Raw genomic sequence first — 16785 nt, 5'->3', positions numbered from 1 at the left:
TTTTAAAGGAATCAGTCCCACCAGCTGCGATCAGCCATGCTTTTCAGGAAGGCATCAACCACAATCGGGTCAAATTGCGTTCCTTTGCCGTCGATCAACTGCTCGACTGCTTCGCCGTATGGGAGAGCGGGACGGTACAGTCGAACGGTTGTCATCGCATCGAAAGCTTCTGCTACAGAGACGATTTTGGCGCCGAGTGGAATATGTGCTGAAGAAAGGCCATGGGGATAGCCCTGCCCATCCATCCGTTCGTGATGGTACAGGATCGTCTGATCGATTCCCCGATTTTGCAGCGGGCCAATCATTTGCACGATCGCGCACCCTGTCTCCGGGTGTTTCTTGATCAGTTCCCATTCTTCCTTCGTCAGCTCGCCGTATTTCCGCAAGATCGAATCTGGCGTACCGATTTTTCCGATGTCATGCAGCAGGCCAGCGATATACATATTGGCACATTCCTCTTCGTCGAGTTGAAACTGATTGGCGATTTTCCAGGCGTAAAACCCGACGTTGAGCGAGTGTTGGTACGTATACGGATCGCGAGCATTCACACTGGTGATGAGCGAATGAATCGTGTCGATCATGAGATTCGTCGTGGCTTGATGACAATACAACATTGTTTTTAACAGTTTTTGCAATGGTGCCTCCTCGATCCAAAAAATGCGTCGGCACGCTCGCTACCCTTTGAGCAGGAGAGCGGAGATGAGCTCTCCTTGTTGTACTCCTTTCCCGCCAGCGGGAATCTTGATCAGGCAATCGGAATCTTTGATCGATACGGTAACGCTTGACTGATCCATTCCGACAGGCTCAACGAATAGCTTGCCTTCGCTTACATAAGACTTGCCGCGAACATAGCGCGGATAGGCATTGACTTTGCTGAACTCTTTTCCCAAAAAGGCTGTGCATTCCTGTCGGTATCTCTGGGACTGGCCTTGCATCCCCAAAATAACCGGGCGGACAAACAGCTCAAAACCGACAAAACACGCTCCCGGATTGCCTGACAGCGCAAATAAAAACTGCTCGTTCCAAACGCCTGCCGTCGTCGGGCTACCGGGACGCATCGCTACTTTGTTAAACAGCATTTCTCCGTCCCAGTTTTGAAACAGGTCTACCAAAATATCGTAGTCGCCTACCGATACCCCACCGGATGTCACGACAAAATCCGCTTGAGAAAATGCTTCCAAGACAAGCGACTGCGCTTTCGCCGCTTCATCCGGGATGGCGCCCATCAGCAAAGGGATTCCTCCTGCTTCGCGGATCAACGCTTGCAGCATATAGGAGTTGCTGTTGCGAATTTTCCCCTGCGTCAGTGGCGCTTCCACAGGCAAAAGCTCCGAGCCCGTTGCGAAAATCGCAATCGTCGGACGCTTGCATACGTGGACATGGTGGAAACCGAATGTAGCCAACAGCGCCGTTTCACCTGCGCCAATTTTTGTTCCTTTCTGCAACGCACAATCGCCCTGCGTGATTTCGTCACCGATCGGAGTCAGATTTTTTCCGGCTGGAATCTCTTTTCGGATGGAAATGCAGATTTTGCCCTCTTTTTCGCTCTCCTCCGTCATTTCCAGCATGATCACAGCGTCTGCTTGCTCGGGCACCATCGCGCCTGTCATGATCCGCGAAGCCGTTTTGGGCGAGACGGCTTTCGTCGGGACAAAGCCGCACGGAATATGCTCGATCACTTCCAGACAGACGGGAGATTCAGGCGACGCTCCTTTGGTAGAACTGGACATAATAGCGAAACCGTCCATCCCGGAGCGGCGAAAATGCGGCATGTGCGAAGGCGCGAACACATCCTCTGCCAATGTGCGGCCGTAGGCATTTTCCAACGAAACTTGTTCCACGCCAAGCGGACGCAGATGCTGCTCGATTCTGCGCTGCGCTTCCTCCACCTGGACGGTATTTCGACGAAAACGGTTGACGCTTGCCCCTTTTTCCATGTCGACTATCCTCCGATTTGCGACATACGTCTTACGGTTGGTACGTGCGACTGACTTTCCCCCGCCAAAGCCAAGGCCATTTCATGATTTTGCGGCTTGATGCTCAGCGCTTTGAAAAAAAGCTGACGAACCGCTTCGTCATCGCCGATGCATTTGCGGACGTTAAATTCATCTGACCAGTACAGGCACGGCTTAATATTGCCATCTGCCGTCAAGCGCAGCCGATTGCACGTTTCGCAAAAATGCTCGCTCACAGGATGAATCAGCCCAAAGCTGCCTTTGGCACCTGCTATGCGAAACGTTTGCGCAGGCCCGTTGCCGCAGCCATCATGCGTCTCTGCGACTTTCCAGCCCAGTTCCTTGCAGCGATCCAGCACGGTGGACAACGGCAAATACGACTGTTTCCATCTCGTGTCGTTGTGGCCGATCGGCATGTACTCGATAAAGCGGACTTGCAGAGCACCATCGATGGTCAGCCGCAGAAAATCTGCAATCTCGTCATCGTTGATTCCCTTCATCAGCACGACGTTCAGCTTGATCGGCTGAATCCCGACTTGCTGGCACGCCGCTATGCTGTCGAGGACGCGGTTGACGTCTCCCCCGCGGGTGATCAGCGAAAAACGCTCCGGCCTCAACGTATCCAGGCTGATGTTGATGCGCTTCAAGCCCGCTTCTTTTAACTTCTTGGCCTTTTTCGCCAAAAAAATGCCGTTGGTCGTCAGCGCAATATCTTCGATTCCCGGTATCCCCGCTACGCTCTCGATCAGCTCTTCCAATCCTTTGCGGACGAGCGGCTCTCCGCCGGTCAACCGCACTTTTTTCACGCCCATTTCGGCCAAAACTCTGACAACCTCGGTAATCTCGTGAAAAGACAGAATGTTTTCTGCGGGTTCAAATTCCATGCCATCAGCAGGCATGCAGTACACACACCGCAAGTTGCAGCGATCTGTCACGGAAATGCGCAAATAATCGTGAATCCGGCCAAACGAGTCCACTAATTCACTGGGAATCACTGGACTTCCCCCCTTTTTCCTGCACGATTCGCTCAGGCCAGGTGTACACATTAAACGACTGATTGCGAATAAAGCCAACGGTAGTAATGCCGAGTTCATCTGCCAGACGAAGCGCCAATTCGGTCGGCGCTGACTTGGACAAAACGATGCTGCAGCCGATCTTGGCTACCTTCAGCAATACTTCGGAAGAAATTCGGCCACTGAACACCATGACCTTGTCATGAACGGACACTGCATGCATCAAACTGTAGCCGTACAGTTTATCGAGGGCATTATGCCTGCCTATGTCCATTCGGGAGACGACAATCCCGTTTGGATCGCACAGGGCAGCATTGTGCACCCCTCCCGTATCCTGAAAAAGCGTAGCCGATTGCTGCATCGCCTGCATGAAGCGAAAGCAGTCAGCCGCCGAGATCGTCACGGCTGTGTCATCCCGCTTTTTCACCGTTCGGGCGTCATTGTAAAAGTAGAAGCTTTGCCGACTTTTTCCGCAACAGGAAGTCACGTACCTTTTCGAATGAAACAGTTGGTTATACGTGTTTACATTTTTAGCGCGAACGTAAGCGAATCCGGTTGGCTCGTCAATGAACAGGTCCGAAATGTCCTGATAGCTCTGAATCACTCCTTCGGACGCCAAAAACCCGATGACAAGCTCCTCGATGTATTCCGGACTGCATACGAGAGTCGCAAATTCCTCGTCATTCAGCACGATCGTAATGGGCGACTCTGTCACGATTGAATCTTCTTTTTCCTGCATAGAGCCGTTTTCATAGTGCAGGACAGGCGACAAAACAAAGACGGGTTGGATCACGAAAGCTCCCTGCCTTTCCTCCAGGTCTCGATCATGCGAGAGGACGGTCCAATACGTAGACCGTCATGGCGATATCCTCTTCCAAGCTGATATCCGAAAAAATCCGCAAAATCTTGGCATCAATCAATTCCTCAAGCTTCGCTACGACCGCCTGATCGTGGTAAATGTTCTTGACCAGCTTGGTGCGCGCCTCGTGGACCATGCGCTTGCCGTCTTCGGAAAGAATCATGAACTTTTCTACGTTGGTCAGATTTCCCTTCATCTCGCAGATGACCCAGGGGCCGCAAAAGCGGGTGAGAATTTCCCGCGGGCCGTTGCCGACGTGTTCTTTGCGGATTTCGCGGACGAGCATGCTGAATTGATGTTCCAGGTTTTTCGTCATTCGATTATCTCCTTTGCTTCCCCCGCCTTGTTTTGCCGGGGGGCCAGCATGATATAGCTGATCACCAGAATAAAAATGACCAGCGACAAAATCAGATTGTTCATGGCATCGTCGCGGTTGACGATAATAAAGCGCACGGTACCCGTAATTCCAATATAAATCAAATAGCGCAGGGGAAAGTGGTACGCTTCATGAAAATATTTGACGATCATCGAAACAAAGACAAAATACAGAAAAAAGGCCAGAACCTTTTCCAAAATATCATGGACATTAGTATTGCCTTGCACCGCATCTACTACGATGGCGTACAGCTCACGCAACAAATAAAAGCTGAGTACCAATCCAAGAATGATCAGAGACGCGTTTAGCATCATTTGATAGAAGCGTACGATTGACGCTTCGTTTTTACTTGTTCGCATCCAAGCTTCTGCCCTCCTTCTGATCAGGATTGCTGCGGCTCTCCTCATTCTTTTAGCCCTTCCCCTATCCCCTTCAACAGGTTGATGCCAAAGCCCATCGCGCGGTTGATGTCCGGATCGCGCAGTGCTTTCATCAAATCGAAAATGCCGACCTTGGCTCCCGATTGCAGCGCTTCGTCAGCCCGTTGCAACCCTTTGGTCACACCGGACATCAGCTTTTTCGTCATGTCAGGATCAAGCTCTGTCAAGCCTCCCGCTGCTGCCATCGCGTTGTTGATCATGTTCGTGACAGGCGGACGCACCATTTGTCCGACGACGATTTTGGCAATGTCCTCTTTCGCCTCGACGGCGGCGTTGAGCGCTCCCAGGATGCCGCTGTCATGCAGCTCCTGGAGCAGCTTGATCGTCGCCTGAATGCCCTCGGGGTTTTGCGCCAGAGATTCCAGGACACGATCTACCGTTTGCGCTTGCTTTTCTTCCTCAGTAACTTCGGGCTTTACTATTTTCGTGATCGGTCTTGCCATTATTTTTCGCCTCCCGCAACGTTTACTTCCGCAATCGGTACATAATCTTCTCTCGCCCACTTGCGCTCGACCTGGACGCCCATTTGCGGGTTGCGCTTCGCATAGCGCGGATTGTACATAGGCAACGGAGTCATGCCTTTTTCTTTGAGGAACTCCATGCGCACTTTCGTTTGCTTGTAAGCAGGTGTCTGTGTGCGAACGTCTCCTACGCTGCCCGTCAACAAGTTGATCGCATTTTCATGGCTGACGGAGTGCATCGGCACGTACAATTCGTTGCCGCTTACCCGATCTGTCACGAGCACCCGCAGCTTGATCGCTCCGTATGGCGAGACGAGACGCACCAATGAACCGTCTTGCACACCGCGTTCGCGCGCAAGCTCAGGGGAAACTTCCACAAATACTTCTGGCAATTTATACTGGATTCCCTTCGATTTATTCGTCATGTTGCCTTCGTGGAAATGCTCCAGCAAACGTCCGTTATTCAAGGTAAGGTCAAATTCCGATGGATACTCGACTGGCGGAATGTATTCCACTGTGGATAGTCTTGCTTTTCCGTCCGGGAAGTTGAAGCGCTCTTTGTACAGAAGCGGCTCATCCGTGCCGTCTTTTTGTACCGGCCAGTGCAGGCTGTTCCATCCTTCCAGGCGCTCGTAGGATACTCCGCCATACAGCGGTGCCAGACTGGCAATTTCGTCCATGATTTCACTCGGATGCTGGTAGTTCCAATCGGCTCCCATGCGCTGTGCGATCGATTGGATGATCGCCCAGTCCGGTTTGGATTCACCCAGCGGCTCCAACACTTGATACAAACGCTGGATACGTCTCTCTGTGTTCGCGAAGGTGCCGTCTTTTTCCAGCGATGGAGACGCGGGCAAGACGACATCGGCAAATTGCGCCGTTTTGGTCAGGAATACATCCTGTACCACGAAAAAGTCAAGCTTGCCGAGCGTATCGTGCACGTGGTTGGCGTTGGAATCTACCCAAGCCATGTCTTCGCCCATCAGGTACATGGCTTTCAGCTCGCCTTTTTCGACTGCTTCCAGCATTTCGATGTTGGTCAAACCAGGTTTATTGGAGATCGTTACGCCGTATGCTTGTTCAAATTTGGCTCTCGCTGCGTCATCGGTAATATGCTGATACCCTGGCAGCCATGTAGGCAGCGTGCCCATGTCGCAAGCGCCCTGGACGTTGTTGTGCCCGCGCAACGGATAGGCTCCGGCACCAGGTCGGCCGTAGTTTCCGGTCACCAAAAGCAGGTTGGAGATCGCGGCAGACGTATGCGAGCCAGCGACATTTTGCGTCACGCCCATTCCCCACAAGACGCAAGTGCCATCCGCTTCGTGAATCATTTTCGCTGTCTGGATCAACTGTTCTTTGGGCAGTCCGGTTACTTCGACGGCGTAATCCAGAGTGTATTTTTCCAGCATCTTGCGATATTCGTCAAACTGGTTCACCCGCTGCTCGATAAACGCCTTGTCGTGCCAGCCTTGGTCGATGATGTACTTCGCAACCGCCGTCAGCCAGACAAAGTCGGTTCCTTGTTTCGGATGCAGGAACAGATCGGAGCGTTCTGCCATTTCATGCTTGCGCAAATCAGAGACAATCAGTTTTTGGCCGTGCAATTTTTTCGCCCGTTTCACCCGTGTTGCCAAAACAGGATGGCCTTCTGTCGGATTCGCCCCGACGATGATGACCAGTCCGGCACTGGCGATGTCTTTGATCGTGCCTGAGTCACCGCCGTGTCCTACAGTGGCGAGCAATCCGTCCGTGGCAGGCGATTGGCAATAGCGGGAACAGTTGTCGACATTGTTCGATTCAAACACTTGACGCGCCAGTTTTTGCATCAAGTACGCATCTTCGTTTGTCGTTTTGGAGGAGCTGACGAATCCAAGAGCTTTTCCGCCATACGTTTGCTTGATTGCGCCCATTCGCTCGGCGATCAGGGACAGCGCCTCATCCCACGTAGACGGTACAAATGCATCTCCCTTGCGAATCAAAGGCGTCGTCAAACGCTGGTCACTGTTGACAAAATCCCAACCGAACTTGCCTTTGACACATGTGGAGACACTGTTGACCGGAGAGTTTTCCGTCGGTTCCACTTTCAAAATGTGGCGGCCTTTCGTCCATACTTCAAACGTGCAGCCTACCCCGCAGAACGTACACACGGTTTTTGTTTTCTTGGTTCGCGTTTCGCGCATCGCCGCTTCGACTTCCGAGATCGCGAAAATGCTGCTGTAACCAGGCTCGACTTCTTTGATCAGATCGATCATCGGGTTCAGCAAATCTTTTTTGATCCCGGACATAAAGCCCGCTTCGCCCAGCATCGATTTTTCCATCAAGGCATTGCATGGGCAAACCGTCACGCACTGACCGCAAGACACGCATGAGGATTCATTAATTGATTTATTGTCATCCCAGATAACTCGCGGGATTTCCCGTTCCCAGTCGATGGTGAGCGTTTCATTGACCTGCAAGTCTTGACAAACCTCTGTACAACGTCCGCAAAGAATGCATTGATCCGGATCGTAGCGATAAAACGGATGCGACATGTCCACTTCGTATTCTTTTCCGCGGAACGGGCGTGTTTGGTGGTCGATTTCCAGCAGCTCTGCCGTATTGTGCACGCGGCAATTTCCGTTGTTGTTGTCGCACACGGTACAGTACAGCATGTGGTTTTCCAAAATGCGGTCCATCGCTTCGTTCTGAGCGCCTTTTGCCAGTTCGGAAGCAGTCAGGATGTTCATTCCATCCTCGATCACAGTCGAACAAGCCCGCATGATTTTGCCGTCAATCTCGCACATGCACGTATCGCAAGTCTGGATCGGGCCTAAAATCGGCGAATAGCAGATGTGCGGATGCTCGATGCCATGTTCCAGCAAATAATCGAGGATTCGCGTCCCTTCTTCTGCCTCATGCTGCTCCTGATTTAATACGAAGCTTACTTTTTTCATCTCCCAAAAACCTCCAGCAAAAATAATAAAGCCCACCATAAAACAATCTGGGCAAATACATGCACAAATTGTTTTATGGTGGGCTAATGATCAAACATCAACTGATGCCCATTATCCGTCCCGCCATAAACTATGGAAGTGATCAGGATGATTCAGCAATTCGCATTACTAATCATCAATGATCGGCTATGGGTCCATTATAGCACCGAATCTGGCGGGAAATCCAACTTTTTTTCATTCGCACCCCGTTAACTCAGCTTCCCTTTCACGTATTTCGCGTTAAAAATAAACAAACGCATAAGCAGGAACAGCGATGGAATCAGCAACACCATCCCGCCGATGAACGCCGCGACCAAAAATTTGGCCATGGTTGGATTCGTCACGCTCGTGTGGAAGGAGACATACGGGTAAAGCAAGTACGGCAAATGAGCCTTTCCGTATCCCCAGAAAGCCGTGAAAAATTGCAGCATCACAGAAATAAACATCCATCCGTACGACCTTTTCACGATCAGCAAACGCAAAGCGTTCAAAAAGAAAGCGAACGATAAAATAAACCAGATGCTGTTTCCCATTAACGACGCGAAATGCTCCGGATTATGTTTCCACAAGGCCATGAAGACAAGCAGCGAGGCAAAAATCGTCGGCAGGCTGTTAAACAACGCCCATTGCCGCAACACGCTTTCTGCCTGCGGATCATCTGCCCGATTGGCGTAGTACGTGAGAAAGCTTGTGCTGATAAACAGCACGCTCACCAGTGCGAGGAAGACGACGGCCCATGAATACGGGCTATAAAACAAATTGCCCGCCAAAAAGCGAGGGACGCCATCTTCTACCGCGATAAACCCGCCTTCCGAAATCGTCAAGACGGTGGAAAAAGACGCGGGAATCAATACGCCCGTCGCCGCGTACAAAAAGTGGTACAGGTGACTGTTCGGATTCCCGTACTTGCTGAAGGCGTAAAAAGAGCCGCGAATCGTTAACAACACCAAGGCAATACTCGCAGGGACAAGCAGAGCTGTTCCATAGTAATAGCCTGTCTCCGGGAAAAAACCGACGATGCCGACAAAAAAGAACACCAGAAATACGTTCGTAACTTCCCAGACAGGCGATAAATAGCGGGAAATCACTTTGTTGATGATTTCACCTTTGCCTGTAATCCTCCCGTAGTAGGAGAAAAAGCCTGCGCCGAAATCAATCGACGCCACGATGATATACCCGTATAAAAACAGCCAGAGGATGGAGATCCCCAGCCCTTCTGTCGTCACGTTTGCTCACTCCTCGCATCCAGCAACGGTTCCACCGGATTTCTGCGTGCCATGCGAACTAAAACGAATACGGTCAGGATGCCTAACAGGGCGTAGATCACACTGAACAGCACGAGCATGGAGCCAACGTGCGGCTCGGTTGTAGCCGCCTCTGAAACGGTCATATAGCCCCGTAAAATCCACGGCTGGCGACCGACTTCTGCAAAAACCCAGCCAAATTCGATAGCGAGCATAGACAGCGGCCCTCCGAGCACGATCAGACCAAGCAGCCAGCGATTCCACTCCAGCTTTGGCTTCCAGATGCGACAAGCGACAAAGACAGCCGAGAGAGCGATCATGAAGCTTCCGATTCCTACCATCAGATCAAACCAGTAATGAATGATTAACGGCGGCCAATTTTCTTTGGGAATATCGTTCAAGCCGACCACTTTTCCTTGAAAGCTGTCTGTCGCCAAAAAGGAAAGCATGTTCGGCAATTTGAGCGCGTAGTTCACCTCGTTTGTCGTTCGGTCCAAAGTTCCGCCCACGAGCAGGTCAGCGTGCGTTTTCGTCTCAAAATGCCATTCCGCCGCAGCCAATTTTTCCGGCTGGTAGGCAGCGAGAAATTTGCCCGACAAATCCCCGACTACCGCTGTCGCCACCGCAAAAACAAGCCCGATCGCCATGGTCAATCGCAACGCCTTTTTATAATACTCATTGCGGTGGCCGCGCAAGATAAACCACGCCGTAATCGCCGCGATCACAAACGCCGTCGTCATGTAGGCAGACGTGAGGACATGCGCTACTTTGGTCGGTGTCGCCGGGTTGAACATCGCTTTCAAAGGCTCGATATTGGTGATCGCTCCGTTGTCGATCGTAAATCCTTGCGGTGTATTCATGAACGCATTTACCGTTGTAATAAAAAAGGCGGAAAGACCGGAGCCGATGGCGACAGGGATCAAGACGAGCAAGTGAAACAGCGGCTTTTTGAACCGGCTCCACGTATACAAATAAATCCCCAGAAAAATCGCTTCAAAGAAAAAGGCGAACGTCTCCATAAACAGCGGCAAGGAAATCACCTGTCCGGCGATTCGCATAAACCCCGGGAAAAGCAGCGACAGTTGAAGTCCGATAATCGTTCCGGTCACAACGCCAACCGCCACGGTAATCGAATAGCCTTTTGCCAGCCTTTTCGCCAATAGCCTGTACTGGTAATCCTTCTTCCAAATCCCCATTGTTTCAGCCAGCAGAAGCAGTAACGGCATTCCTACCCCGATCGTGGCATAAATGATGTGAAACCCTAACGTAAGCCCGAACAAGATTCTGCTTTGCAAAGCAAGCTCCATCGACTTTCCTCCTTGGAACCGTAAGTCATACTCTGCACGGCACAGCCTGGCTGTTGGCTGTTGACTTCGCCAGCACCGCTCATTTAAAAATGAGGGTGCTGCCGGTCGGCTATACAGCTTTCGCATACGTGCAGAAGGCTCATCTGCGTAGAGGAGACGGCTTCCGCCTCCTGATCCTGCGGGGACTCTTCCTCTACCCGCCCGCACACTTCGCATACCCTGGTCATCTCATCCACCTCCCGTTGTCCGCGTTATTTCAAAGCCACTTCATACCCCAAATCGCGAATCGCCTGTTGAAAATCAATCAGCGACGCTGCCTTTTCATCATAGGAGACGAGCGCTTCGCCTTTTGCCAGGCTCACCTCCGCCTGCCGGATGCCCCACACGTTGTGCAGGGCATCGTTCACTTTTTGCGCATCCTGTTCGTCACGCATTCCTTGTACGGGAATTTTCTCTGTATGCATTCTCTCGCCTCCTTGCCGTAACGGTTCACGGTTAGTGAACTTGCTTCTCCGCTTGCTGCATTCCTTCGCCCATCCCGCGCAAAAAGTTGATCATGGAGCCGAGGGCCAAGGTGACGTTCGGTTCCATCATAGCCTTTCCCATCCCCATTAAGCCCATCGGTTTATCGCTTTTCGTATCCGTTAATCGCTCAATGCCATGATCGACGGCGTTCAAAATGTTTTGCAGCTTGGCAGGCTCCAGCTTGCCCATGAATTGCAGCGCGTTCATCCCGTTTTTCATGATGCGGTGCATGCCCGGCTTATTGAGCTGCGACACGGCAATGACCCCGATATCATGCCGATTCTTTAGCGCCCCTTGCACGATGTCCAATACGCCTATCTCCTGCAATTCTTTGACAATGTCCAACAAAGTGATCAACGCCTGGTGGTTTTCGCCCACGGCATCCAGCACTTGCTGAATCGCCTGTTGTTTCTCTTCCTCTGGAGTGGGCACGTATCGTTCAATGTTGGAAATCGCTTTGGCCATCGGCTTGTCCTCCTGTTCCGAGTAAGTCAGGGATTGAAATCCAATCGTCGCGCTGCCATTTTTCTTCTACCTTTACGCCCATTTGCGGCTGACGATTGCCGAAACGGTAGTTGACAGGGGGAAGTGGCGGCTCTCCTTCCCGTTCGAGAATATCCATTTTCACGCCCATTTCCTTGTAGTTAGGCGTATGCGTCAGCTTGTCATGGTAGCTGCTGGTCAGGCGATTGACCGATTTCTTGTCTTTGGATGTATTCATCGTCAAGTACAGCTCGTTTCCTTTTACCCGATCCGTGACCAATACGCGCACTTCCACTTCTCCGTATGGCGACGACAGGCGGACGAGCGCGCCATTCCTGATGTCTCGTTCTTCTGCCAGCTCCGGCGATACTTCCAGCCATGGATTGGGAACCTTGTGCGTGATTCCTTTGGCTTTGTAGGTCATATTGCCTTCGTGGAAATGCTCCAGCAAGCGACCGTTGTTCAGGTGCAAGTCGAACTCCTGCGTCGGCTCAAACATCGGCGGGGTCCAGTCGACCTTGATTAATCTGGCTTTGCCATCCGGGAACGGGAACCGCTCGGTAAAGAGCAGCGGCGTGTCTTTTCCGTCAGGCTGCACGGGCCAGATTTGGCTGTTCCAGCCTTCCAGCCGCTCGTAGCTGACCCCGGCAAACATCGGAGACAAGCTGGCCGCTTCCGCCATGATTTCCCCTGGATGCGTATAGTTCCAGTTAGCCCCCATCTTGTTCGCCAGATCGCGGATGATCATCCAGTCCGGCTTCGACTCGCCGAGTGGTTCAAACACTTTGTACAGCCGCTGAATCCGCCGTTCCGTGTTCACGAACGTCCCGTCCTTTTCCAAGCTTGGCGATGCAGGCAACACGACATCGGCAAAATGCGCCGTTTTGGAAAAAAAGATATCTTGAACAACGAACAGCTCCAGCTTCTCAAAAGCAGAATCGACGTGATTGATGTTGGAGTCAATCACAGCCATGTCTTCGCCAAACAAATACATCGCCTTGATTTTCCCCTCAAAAATTCCCTCGACCATCTGGTGGTTGTTGAAACCGGGATCTTTTGGCAATGGCACGCCCCACGCCTCTTCAAAACGCGCTCTTACTTTCGCGTCCTGCACAGGCTGATAGCCCGGATACCAGGCAGGCATTGTCCCGAAATCGCACGCTCCTTGAACGTTGTTATGTCCGCGCAGCGGATACGCTCCCGCGCCTGGACGTCCGAAGTTGCCCGTGACCAACAGCAGGTTGCAGATGGCTGTACTCGTATCAGTTCCGCCAACGTGCTGGGTGACCCCCATCGCCCAGAGGATGCACGTCCCGTCTGCTTCGTGGATCATCGTAGCCAGTTTGATCATGTCTTCTTTTGACAAGCCCGTAACTTTTTCGGCATAGTCCAAGGTGTATTTTTGCAACGACTGGACGAACTCGTCGTAGCCGTTCACTCTCGCTTCCAGAAACTCTTTGGCTTCCCAGCCTTGATCGATGATGTACTTCGTAATCGCGGAAATCCACACCAAGTCCGAGCCTGGTTTCGGGTGCAGATGCAAATTCGCTTTTTGCGCCAATTCGTTTTTCCGCAGATCGACCACTGCCAGCTTCTGCCCGAACAGCTTGTGCGCTCTCTTCACGCGAGTTGTCAGCACCGGATGAGATTCAGCAGGATTCGCCCCGACCACGATGACCAATCCAGCACTGGCAATGTCCTGAATCGTTCCCGAGTCGCCGGAGTAGCCTACGGTCCGCATCAACGCCATCGACGCTGGCGATTGGCAATACCGGGAGCAGTTGTCCACGTTGTTCGTCCGGATCACGGAACGGGCGAACTTTTGGAAAATGTAGTTTTCCTCATTGGTGCATTTGGAAGAAGCGATAAACCCGATCGAATCTGGCCCGTACTTTCCTTTCAGCTCGTTCAATTTATTGCTGATAAAAGTCAAAGCTTCTTCCCAGCTCGCTTCTACGAACTTGTCTCCTTTGCGAATCAGCGGCTTCGTCAAGCGCTCTTCGCTGTTGACGAAATCCCACCCCCACTTTCCTTTTACACAGGTGGAAATGCCATTTACGGGAGCTTCTACTTGCGGTTCGATCTTCAAGATTTTGCGTCCTTTGGTCCAAACCTCGAAGCTGCAGCCTACGCCGCAGTATGTACAGACCGTTTTGGTCCGCTTGATCCGGCTTTTTCGCATGCTTGCCTCTACTTCTGATACGGCAAAAATTTCTTTGTAGCCAGGCTCCACTTCTTTCGTGATGTTAATCATCGGCTCCAGCACATCTGCCGGGATGCCTGTCATGTATCCGGCTTCGCCGAGCATCGATTTTTCCATCAGCGCATTGCATGGACAGACTGTTACGCAATGACCACAGGACACACAGGATGACTGATCGATCGGCACATCGTTGTCCCAGATTACTCGCGGACTTTCACGGTTCCAGTCGATCGAAAGCACTTCGCTGACCTGAAGATCCTGACAGGCTTCCACACAGCGGCCGCAGAGGATGCATTGATCGGGTTCGTAGCGATACATCGGGTGGGATAGATCGGGGGGATACGGCTTCGGTTTGAACTCGTATTTCTGGTGTTCAATCTCCAAATACTCTGCTGTGTTGTGGACGACGCAGTTGCCGTTGTTGTTATCACAAACCGTACAGTACAGCTCATGATTTCGTAAAATGCGGGACATGGCTTCCAATTGCGCTTCTTTGACAAATTCTGATTTTGTGTTCACTCTCATTCCCGGCTCGCTGGCGGTTGCACAGGCACGCACCAACTGACTATCGACTTCCACCATACAAGTGTCGCACGTCTGAATCGGAAGCAAATTGGGATGTTTGCAGATATGAGGTATATAACAATCGTGCGACTCTGCCACATCCAAGATACTTTGCCCTTGCACGGCATGGTACGTTTCGTCGTTGATCTGGATCGAGTACGATCGGTCGTCCATTTTATATCCCTCCAAAATCGCGGCACAAAAACGCCTTTCACCTTGCTATTCGACTGTATTGTTCCGTAAAAATGGTTGGATATACATTTTTATGCATGTGTTTTTCAGGGACGGCCAAGGTCGGATTTGCCCACAAAAAAACCAGGGCGCTACCCCTGGTCAGTCTTTCCCCTTGAAAAAAGCGTTCTCGACGTCAGCTGACGGGAAGCGGAGGACGACCGCCAATCCGAGAAAGAGAGCAAACAAGTCGAGAAACCAATTCCGATTGCGGCTTCGCAGAGCCAGACATGTAAACATTTCCTGAAGCTGCATCGTTTCATCCCGGGCCACGACAGGTGCAGCAGCAAAATGTTTCAAAATAAGCTCGTGCTTTTCAATGACGGCTATATGCAACATGTCTCTTAAAACAACTGCGTACTTGTCGACGCTCTTGTCGTTGAAAAGGTCAACCAATTGGTTACGCAGATTGGCAATCAGCTGTTCCCCGTCGATTTCCCTTGGCTCCAACGCTTCCAGCATTTTTTTGATATTCATAATCTCGCTCTCCTTCGGAACACTATTTCCTTGCTATTTTGCAAAAAAGAAACCCCCATAAAACTTTTCGGCACAAAAAAGCTGTACGCCAAAAGTTTTATGGGGGTAGCAACAGGCATGTGTTCATACCTGTGATCCATCCCGCCATGCAAAAACGAAAATACCAGGATCGGCCAGCATTGTTTCAAGACTGCCGATCTGTGGGCTTTCCGAAACCATTATAGCAAAAAAACGTCGAAAAAGCTCCCGGTGCCAATAGCTTGCCGCTTGCAGGCAACTGGAACTTTATGCATATTTTTCAGGAAGCGAGGAAGCCTATGCCCATGATGCAACAGACAAAGGGGCGATTCTCATGCAAGAATTTAACCTGGACGCCCATCTTCACGGGCTGGCTCAGTCAGGCGATCTTGTAACCCGCAAACTCAACTTCAACACAGAAGCCGCTCAGCTCGTCTATTTATCCAGCATGTGCGACAATTCCACGATTCACAGCACTATCGTGAAGCCATTTTTGGAAAGCCAGCATTTATCCGAGTTTGAAGCGATGTTGCAGGCTATGCCAGGATACGAACAGATGAAAGACCGCCAGCAATTGGCAGACAAGCTCATTCAAGGATACGCTTTGCTGTTTCTCCCCCGCGAAACGTGTGCGATCAACACAAAAAAGCCCCCGCCCTTTCAACCTCAAAAAGCCACCATCGAATACATCTTGCAGGGGCCGCAATACGCTTTTTCCGAAGATATCGAAACGAACATTCACATTATTCGCACCCGTTATCCGTTGCAGGACTTGCATGTCGAATATATGAAAGTCGGTTCCGTGAGCCAAACTCCTTTAGCCATCGTCTACGACCATTCCAAGGTGAATCACGACGTGCTTTTGTGCCTGAAAAACAAGTTGCAACAAGTCGACGCAGAAGTCGTCCAAGCTTCGAATCAACTGCAAATGCTGATCACGAAACGATTTAATTTGCTGCCGACTGCGATTGTTTCCGAGCGGCCTGACAGATCCGTCCTGAATTTAAGCAAAGGAAAAGTGATCCTGATTTTGCACGGAACCCCTTTTGCGATTATCGTGCCTTCCGTTTTTTTCGACTTTCTGGCATCGATGGACGATCTTTACGACGTCCCGTGGTTCACCCGGCCGCTCATGGCTTTGCGCTATATAGGCGCGTTCATCACCACATCTCTTCCCGCTCTGTACGTGGCGACTGTCTCGCACAATCCGGAGATTTTTCGCGCCCAGTTGGCGATCGAGATGGCAGGGAGTCGCGCGGCTGTGCCTTACCCTTCCTTTTACGAAGTGTTCTTCATGCTGTTTCTGATTGAGGCGTTGACGGAAGCGAGCATCCGTCTCCCCAAATACATCGGTTCGATGGCCACTACCGTAGGCGGATTAATCTTGGGGCAAGCCGCTCAAACGGCAGGATTGGTAAGCAGTATTATGATTATCGTCGCCTCCATGGTAGCGATCTCCAACTTTGTCATCCCGATTAATACGATGAACCTCGCCCTGCGGGTAATCAAGTTTCCCCTTGTCGTGTTGGCGATCTTTTTCGGGTTGACGGGGGTGTTGACGGGGTTATTTTGTTTCCTTGTCTACACAACCAGCTTGCGAAGCTTCGGTCAACCTTATTTGAAGCTTTTCATCGGTGAAGCCAAAAAGAGCAGGTGA

Annotated in this window: 16 protein-coding genes; 1 reads left to right on the top strand and 15 read right to left on the bottom strand. The window is 51.3% G+C overall.

What is annotated here, in order from left to right; genetic code table 11:
- Positions 1–11: 11 nt before the first annotated feature.
- The 15 genes from NST23_RS10770 to NST23_RS10700 form a co-directional block, all read right to left on the bottom strand.
- Entirely contained in the window at positions 12–635 is a 624-nt protein-coding gene (locus NST23_RS10770; RefSeq protein WP_280648259.1) for an HD-GYP domain-containing protein, read from the bottom strand.
- 39 nt (positions 636–674) lie between these two features.
- Positions 675–1937, bottom strand: coding sequence for a molybdopterin molybdotransferase MoeA (locus NST23_RS10765; protein WP_340963646.1), 1263 nt, complete (start codon positions 1935–1937; stop codon positions 675–677).
- A 5-nt stretch (positions 1938–1942) separates the two neighbouring features.
- Complete coding sequence (moaA, locus tag NST23_RS10760; protein ID WP_229049946.1) at positions 1943–2947, bottom strand: GTP 3',8-cyclase MoaA; 1005 nt, start codon at positions 2945–2947, stop codon at positions 1943–1945.
- Positions 2937–3758 (bottom strand): formate dehydrogenase accessory sulfurtransferase FdhD, encoded by an 822-nt coding sequence (fdhD, locus tag NST23_RS10755; protein ID WP_340965180.1) that lies wholly within the window; start codon positions 3756–3758, stop codon positions 2937–2939. The genes moaA and fdhD overlap by 11 nt, the downstream gene beginning before the upstream one ends.
- Before the next feature lie 34 nt (positions 3759–3792).
- The gene (locus tag NST23_RS10750) at positions 3793–4143 is read right to left on the bottom strand and encodes a DUF2294 domain-containing protein (protein WP_122965718.1); all 351 of its coding nucleotides are present in this window, start codon (positions 4141–4143) and stop codon (positions 3793–3795) included.
- On the bottom strand, positions 4140–4562 hold the full coding sequence (locus NST23_RS10745; protein WP_173600089.1) for a phosphate-starvation-inducible protein PsiE: 423 nt from the start codon (positions 4560–4562) through the stop codon (positions 4140–4142). The genes NST23_RS10750 and NST23_RS10745 overlap by 4 nt, the downstream gene beginning before the upstream one ends.
- Before the next feature lie 44 nt (positions 4563–4606).
- A complete protein-coding gene (locus NST23_RS10740) occupies positions 4607–5086 on the bottom strand; it encodes a DUF1641 domain-containing protein (RefSeq protein WP_173595625.1) in 480 nt (159 codons plus the stop codon).
- The gene (gene fdhF, locus NST23_RS10735) at positions 5086–8037 is read right to left on the bottom strand and encodes a formate dehydrogenase subunit alpha (protein WP_173595624.1); all 2952 of its coding nucleotides are present in this window, start codon (positions 8035–8037) and stop codon (positions 5086–5088) included. Before fdhF (NST23_RS10735) ends, NST23_RS10740 begins: the two co-directional genes overlap by 1 nt.
- A 248-nt stretch (positions 8038–8285) precedes the next feature.
- Entirely contained in the window at positions 8286–9302 is a 1017-nt protein-coding gene (locus NST23_RS10730) for a cytochrome d ubiquinol oxidase subunit II (RefSeq protein WP_122965714.1), read from the bottom strand.
- Positions 9299–10627, bottom strand: coding sequence for a cytochrome ubiquinol oxidase subunit I (locus NST23_RS10725; RefSeq protein ID WP_122965713.1), 1329 nt, complete (start codon positions 10625–10627; stop codon positions 9299–9301). The genes NST23_RS10730 and NST23_RS10725 overlap by 4 nt, the downstream gene beginning before the upstream one ends.
- 83 nt (positions 10628–10710) lie before the next feature.
- The gene (locus tag NST23_RS10720; protein WP_167470355.1) at positions 10711–10854 is read right to left on the bottom strand and encodes a hypothetical protein; all 144 of its coding nucleotides are present in this window, start codon (positions 10852–10854) and stop codon (positions 10711–10713) included.
- A 24-nt stretch (positions 10855–10878) separates the two neighbouring features.
- A complete protein-coding gene (locus NST23_RS10715) occupies positions 10879–11091 on the bottom strand; it encodes a heavy-metal-associated domain-containing protein (protein WP_122965712.1) in 213 nt (70 codons plus the stop codon).
- Positions 11092–11122: 31 nt separating this feature from the next.
- On the bottom strand, positions 11123–11617 hold the full coding sequence (locus tag NST23_RS10710; protein ID WP_340963643.1) for a DUF1641 domain-containing protein: 495 nt from the start codon (positions 11615–11617) through the stop codon (positions 11123–11125).
- Positions 11592–14576 (bottom strand): formate dehydrogenase subunit alpha, encoded by a 2985-nt coding sequence (fdhF, locus tag NST23_RS10705; RefSeq protein ID WP_340963641.1) that lies wholly within the window; start codon positions 14574–14576, stop codon positions 11592–11594. Before fdhF (NST23_RS10705) ends, NST23_RS10710 begins: the two co-directional genes overlap by 26 nt.
- A 159-nt stretch (positions 14577–14735) precedes the next feature.
- On the bottom strand, positions 14736–15110 hold the full coding sequence (locus tag NST23_RS10700; protein WP_173595620.1) for a hypothetical protein: 375 nt from the start codon (positions 15108–15110) through the stop codon (positions 14736–14738).
- A 352-nt stretch (positions 15111–15462) separates the two neighbouring features.
- Here NST23_RS10700 and NST23_RS10695 point away from each other — a divergent pair, with 352 nt between their 5' ends.
- Positions 15463–16785, top strand: a complete 1323-nt coding sequence (locus tag NST23_RS10695) for a spore germination protein (protein WP_340963639.1) — start codon at positions 15463–15465, stop codon at positions 16783–16785.

Origin of the sequence: Brevibacillus sp. FSL K6-0770 (assembly GCF_038000275.1) — a bacterium.
Taxonomy (GTDB): Bacteria; Bacillota; Bacilli; order Brevibacillales; family Brevibacillaceae; genus Brevibacillus; species Brevibacillus parabrevis.
Note: the sequence above shows the minus strand (reverse complement) of the source record. Positions and strands in the feature narration are given on the sequence as shown.

Excerpts from the sequence above, each read along its gene's own strand:
- NST23_RS10765 (WP_340963646.1), bottom strand. The coding sequence starts at position 1,937 with ATGGAAAAAGGGGCAAGCGTCAACCGTTTTCGTCGAAATACCGTCCAG.
- NST23_RS10750 (WP_122965718.1), bottom strand. The coding sequence starts at position 4,143 with ATGACGAAAAACCTGGAACATCAATTCAGCATGCTCGTCCGCGAAATC.
- NST23_RS10745 (WP_173600089.1), bottom strand. The coding sequence starts at position 4,562 with ATGCGAACAAGTAAAAACGAAGCGTCAATCGTACGCTTCTATCAAATG.
- NST23_RS10740 (WP_173595625.1), bottom strand. The coding sequence starts at position 5,086 with ATGGCAAGACCGATCACGAAAATAGTAAAGCCCGAAGTTACTGAGGAA.
- fdhF (WP_173595624.1), bottom strand. The coding sequence starts at position 8,037 with ATGAAAAAAGTAAGCTTCGTATTAAATCAGGAGCAGCATGAGGCAGAA.
- NST23_RS10725 (WP_122965713.1), bottom strand. The coding sequence starts at position 10,627 with ATGGAGCTTGCTTTGCAAAGCAGAATCTTGTTCGGGCTTACGTTAGGG.
- NST23_RS10720 (WP_167470355.1), bottom strand. The coding sequence starts at position 10,854 with ATGACCAGGGTATGCGAAGTGTGCGGGCGGGTAGAGGAAGAGTCCCCG.
- NST23_RS10715 (WP_122965712.1), bottom strand. The coding sequence starts at position 11,091 with ATGCATACAGAGAAAATTCCCGTACAAGGAATGCGTGACGAACAGGAT.
- NST23_RS10710 (WP_340963643.1), bottom strand. The coding sequence starts at position 11,617 with ATGGCCAAAGCGATTTCCAACATTGAACGATACGTGCCCACTCCAGAG.
- fdhF (WP_340963641.1), bottom strand. The coding sequence starts at position 14,576 with ATGGACGACCGATCGTACTCGATCCAGATCAACGACGAAACGTACCAT.
- NST23_RS10700 (WP_173595620.1), bottom strand. The coding sequence starts at position 15,110 with ATGAATATCAAAAAAATGCTGGAAGCGTTGGAGCCAAGGGAAATCGAC.
- NST23_RS10695 (WP_340963639.1), top strand. The coding sequence starts at position 15,463 with ATGCAAGAATTTAACCTGGACGCCCATCTTCACGGGCTGGCTCAGTCA.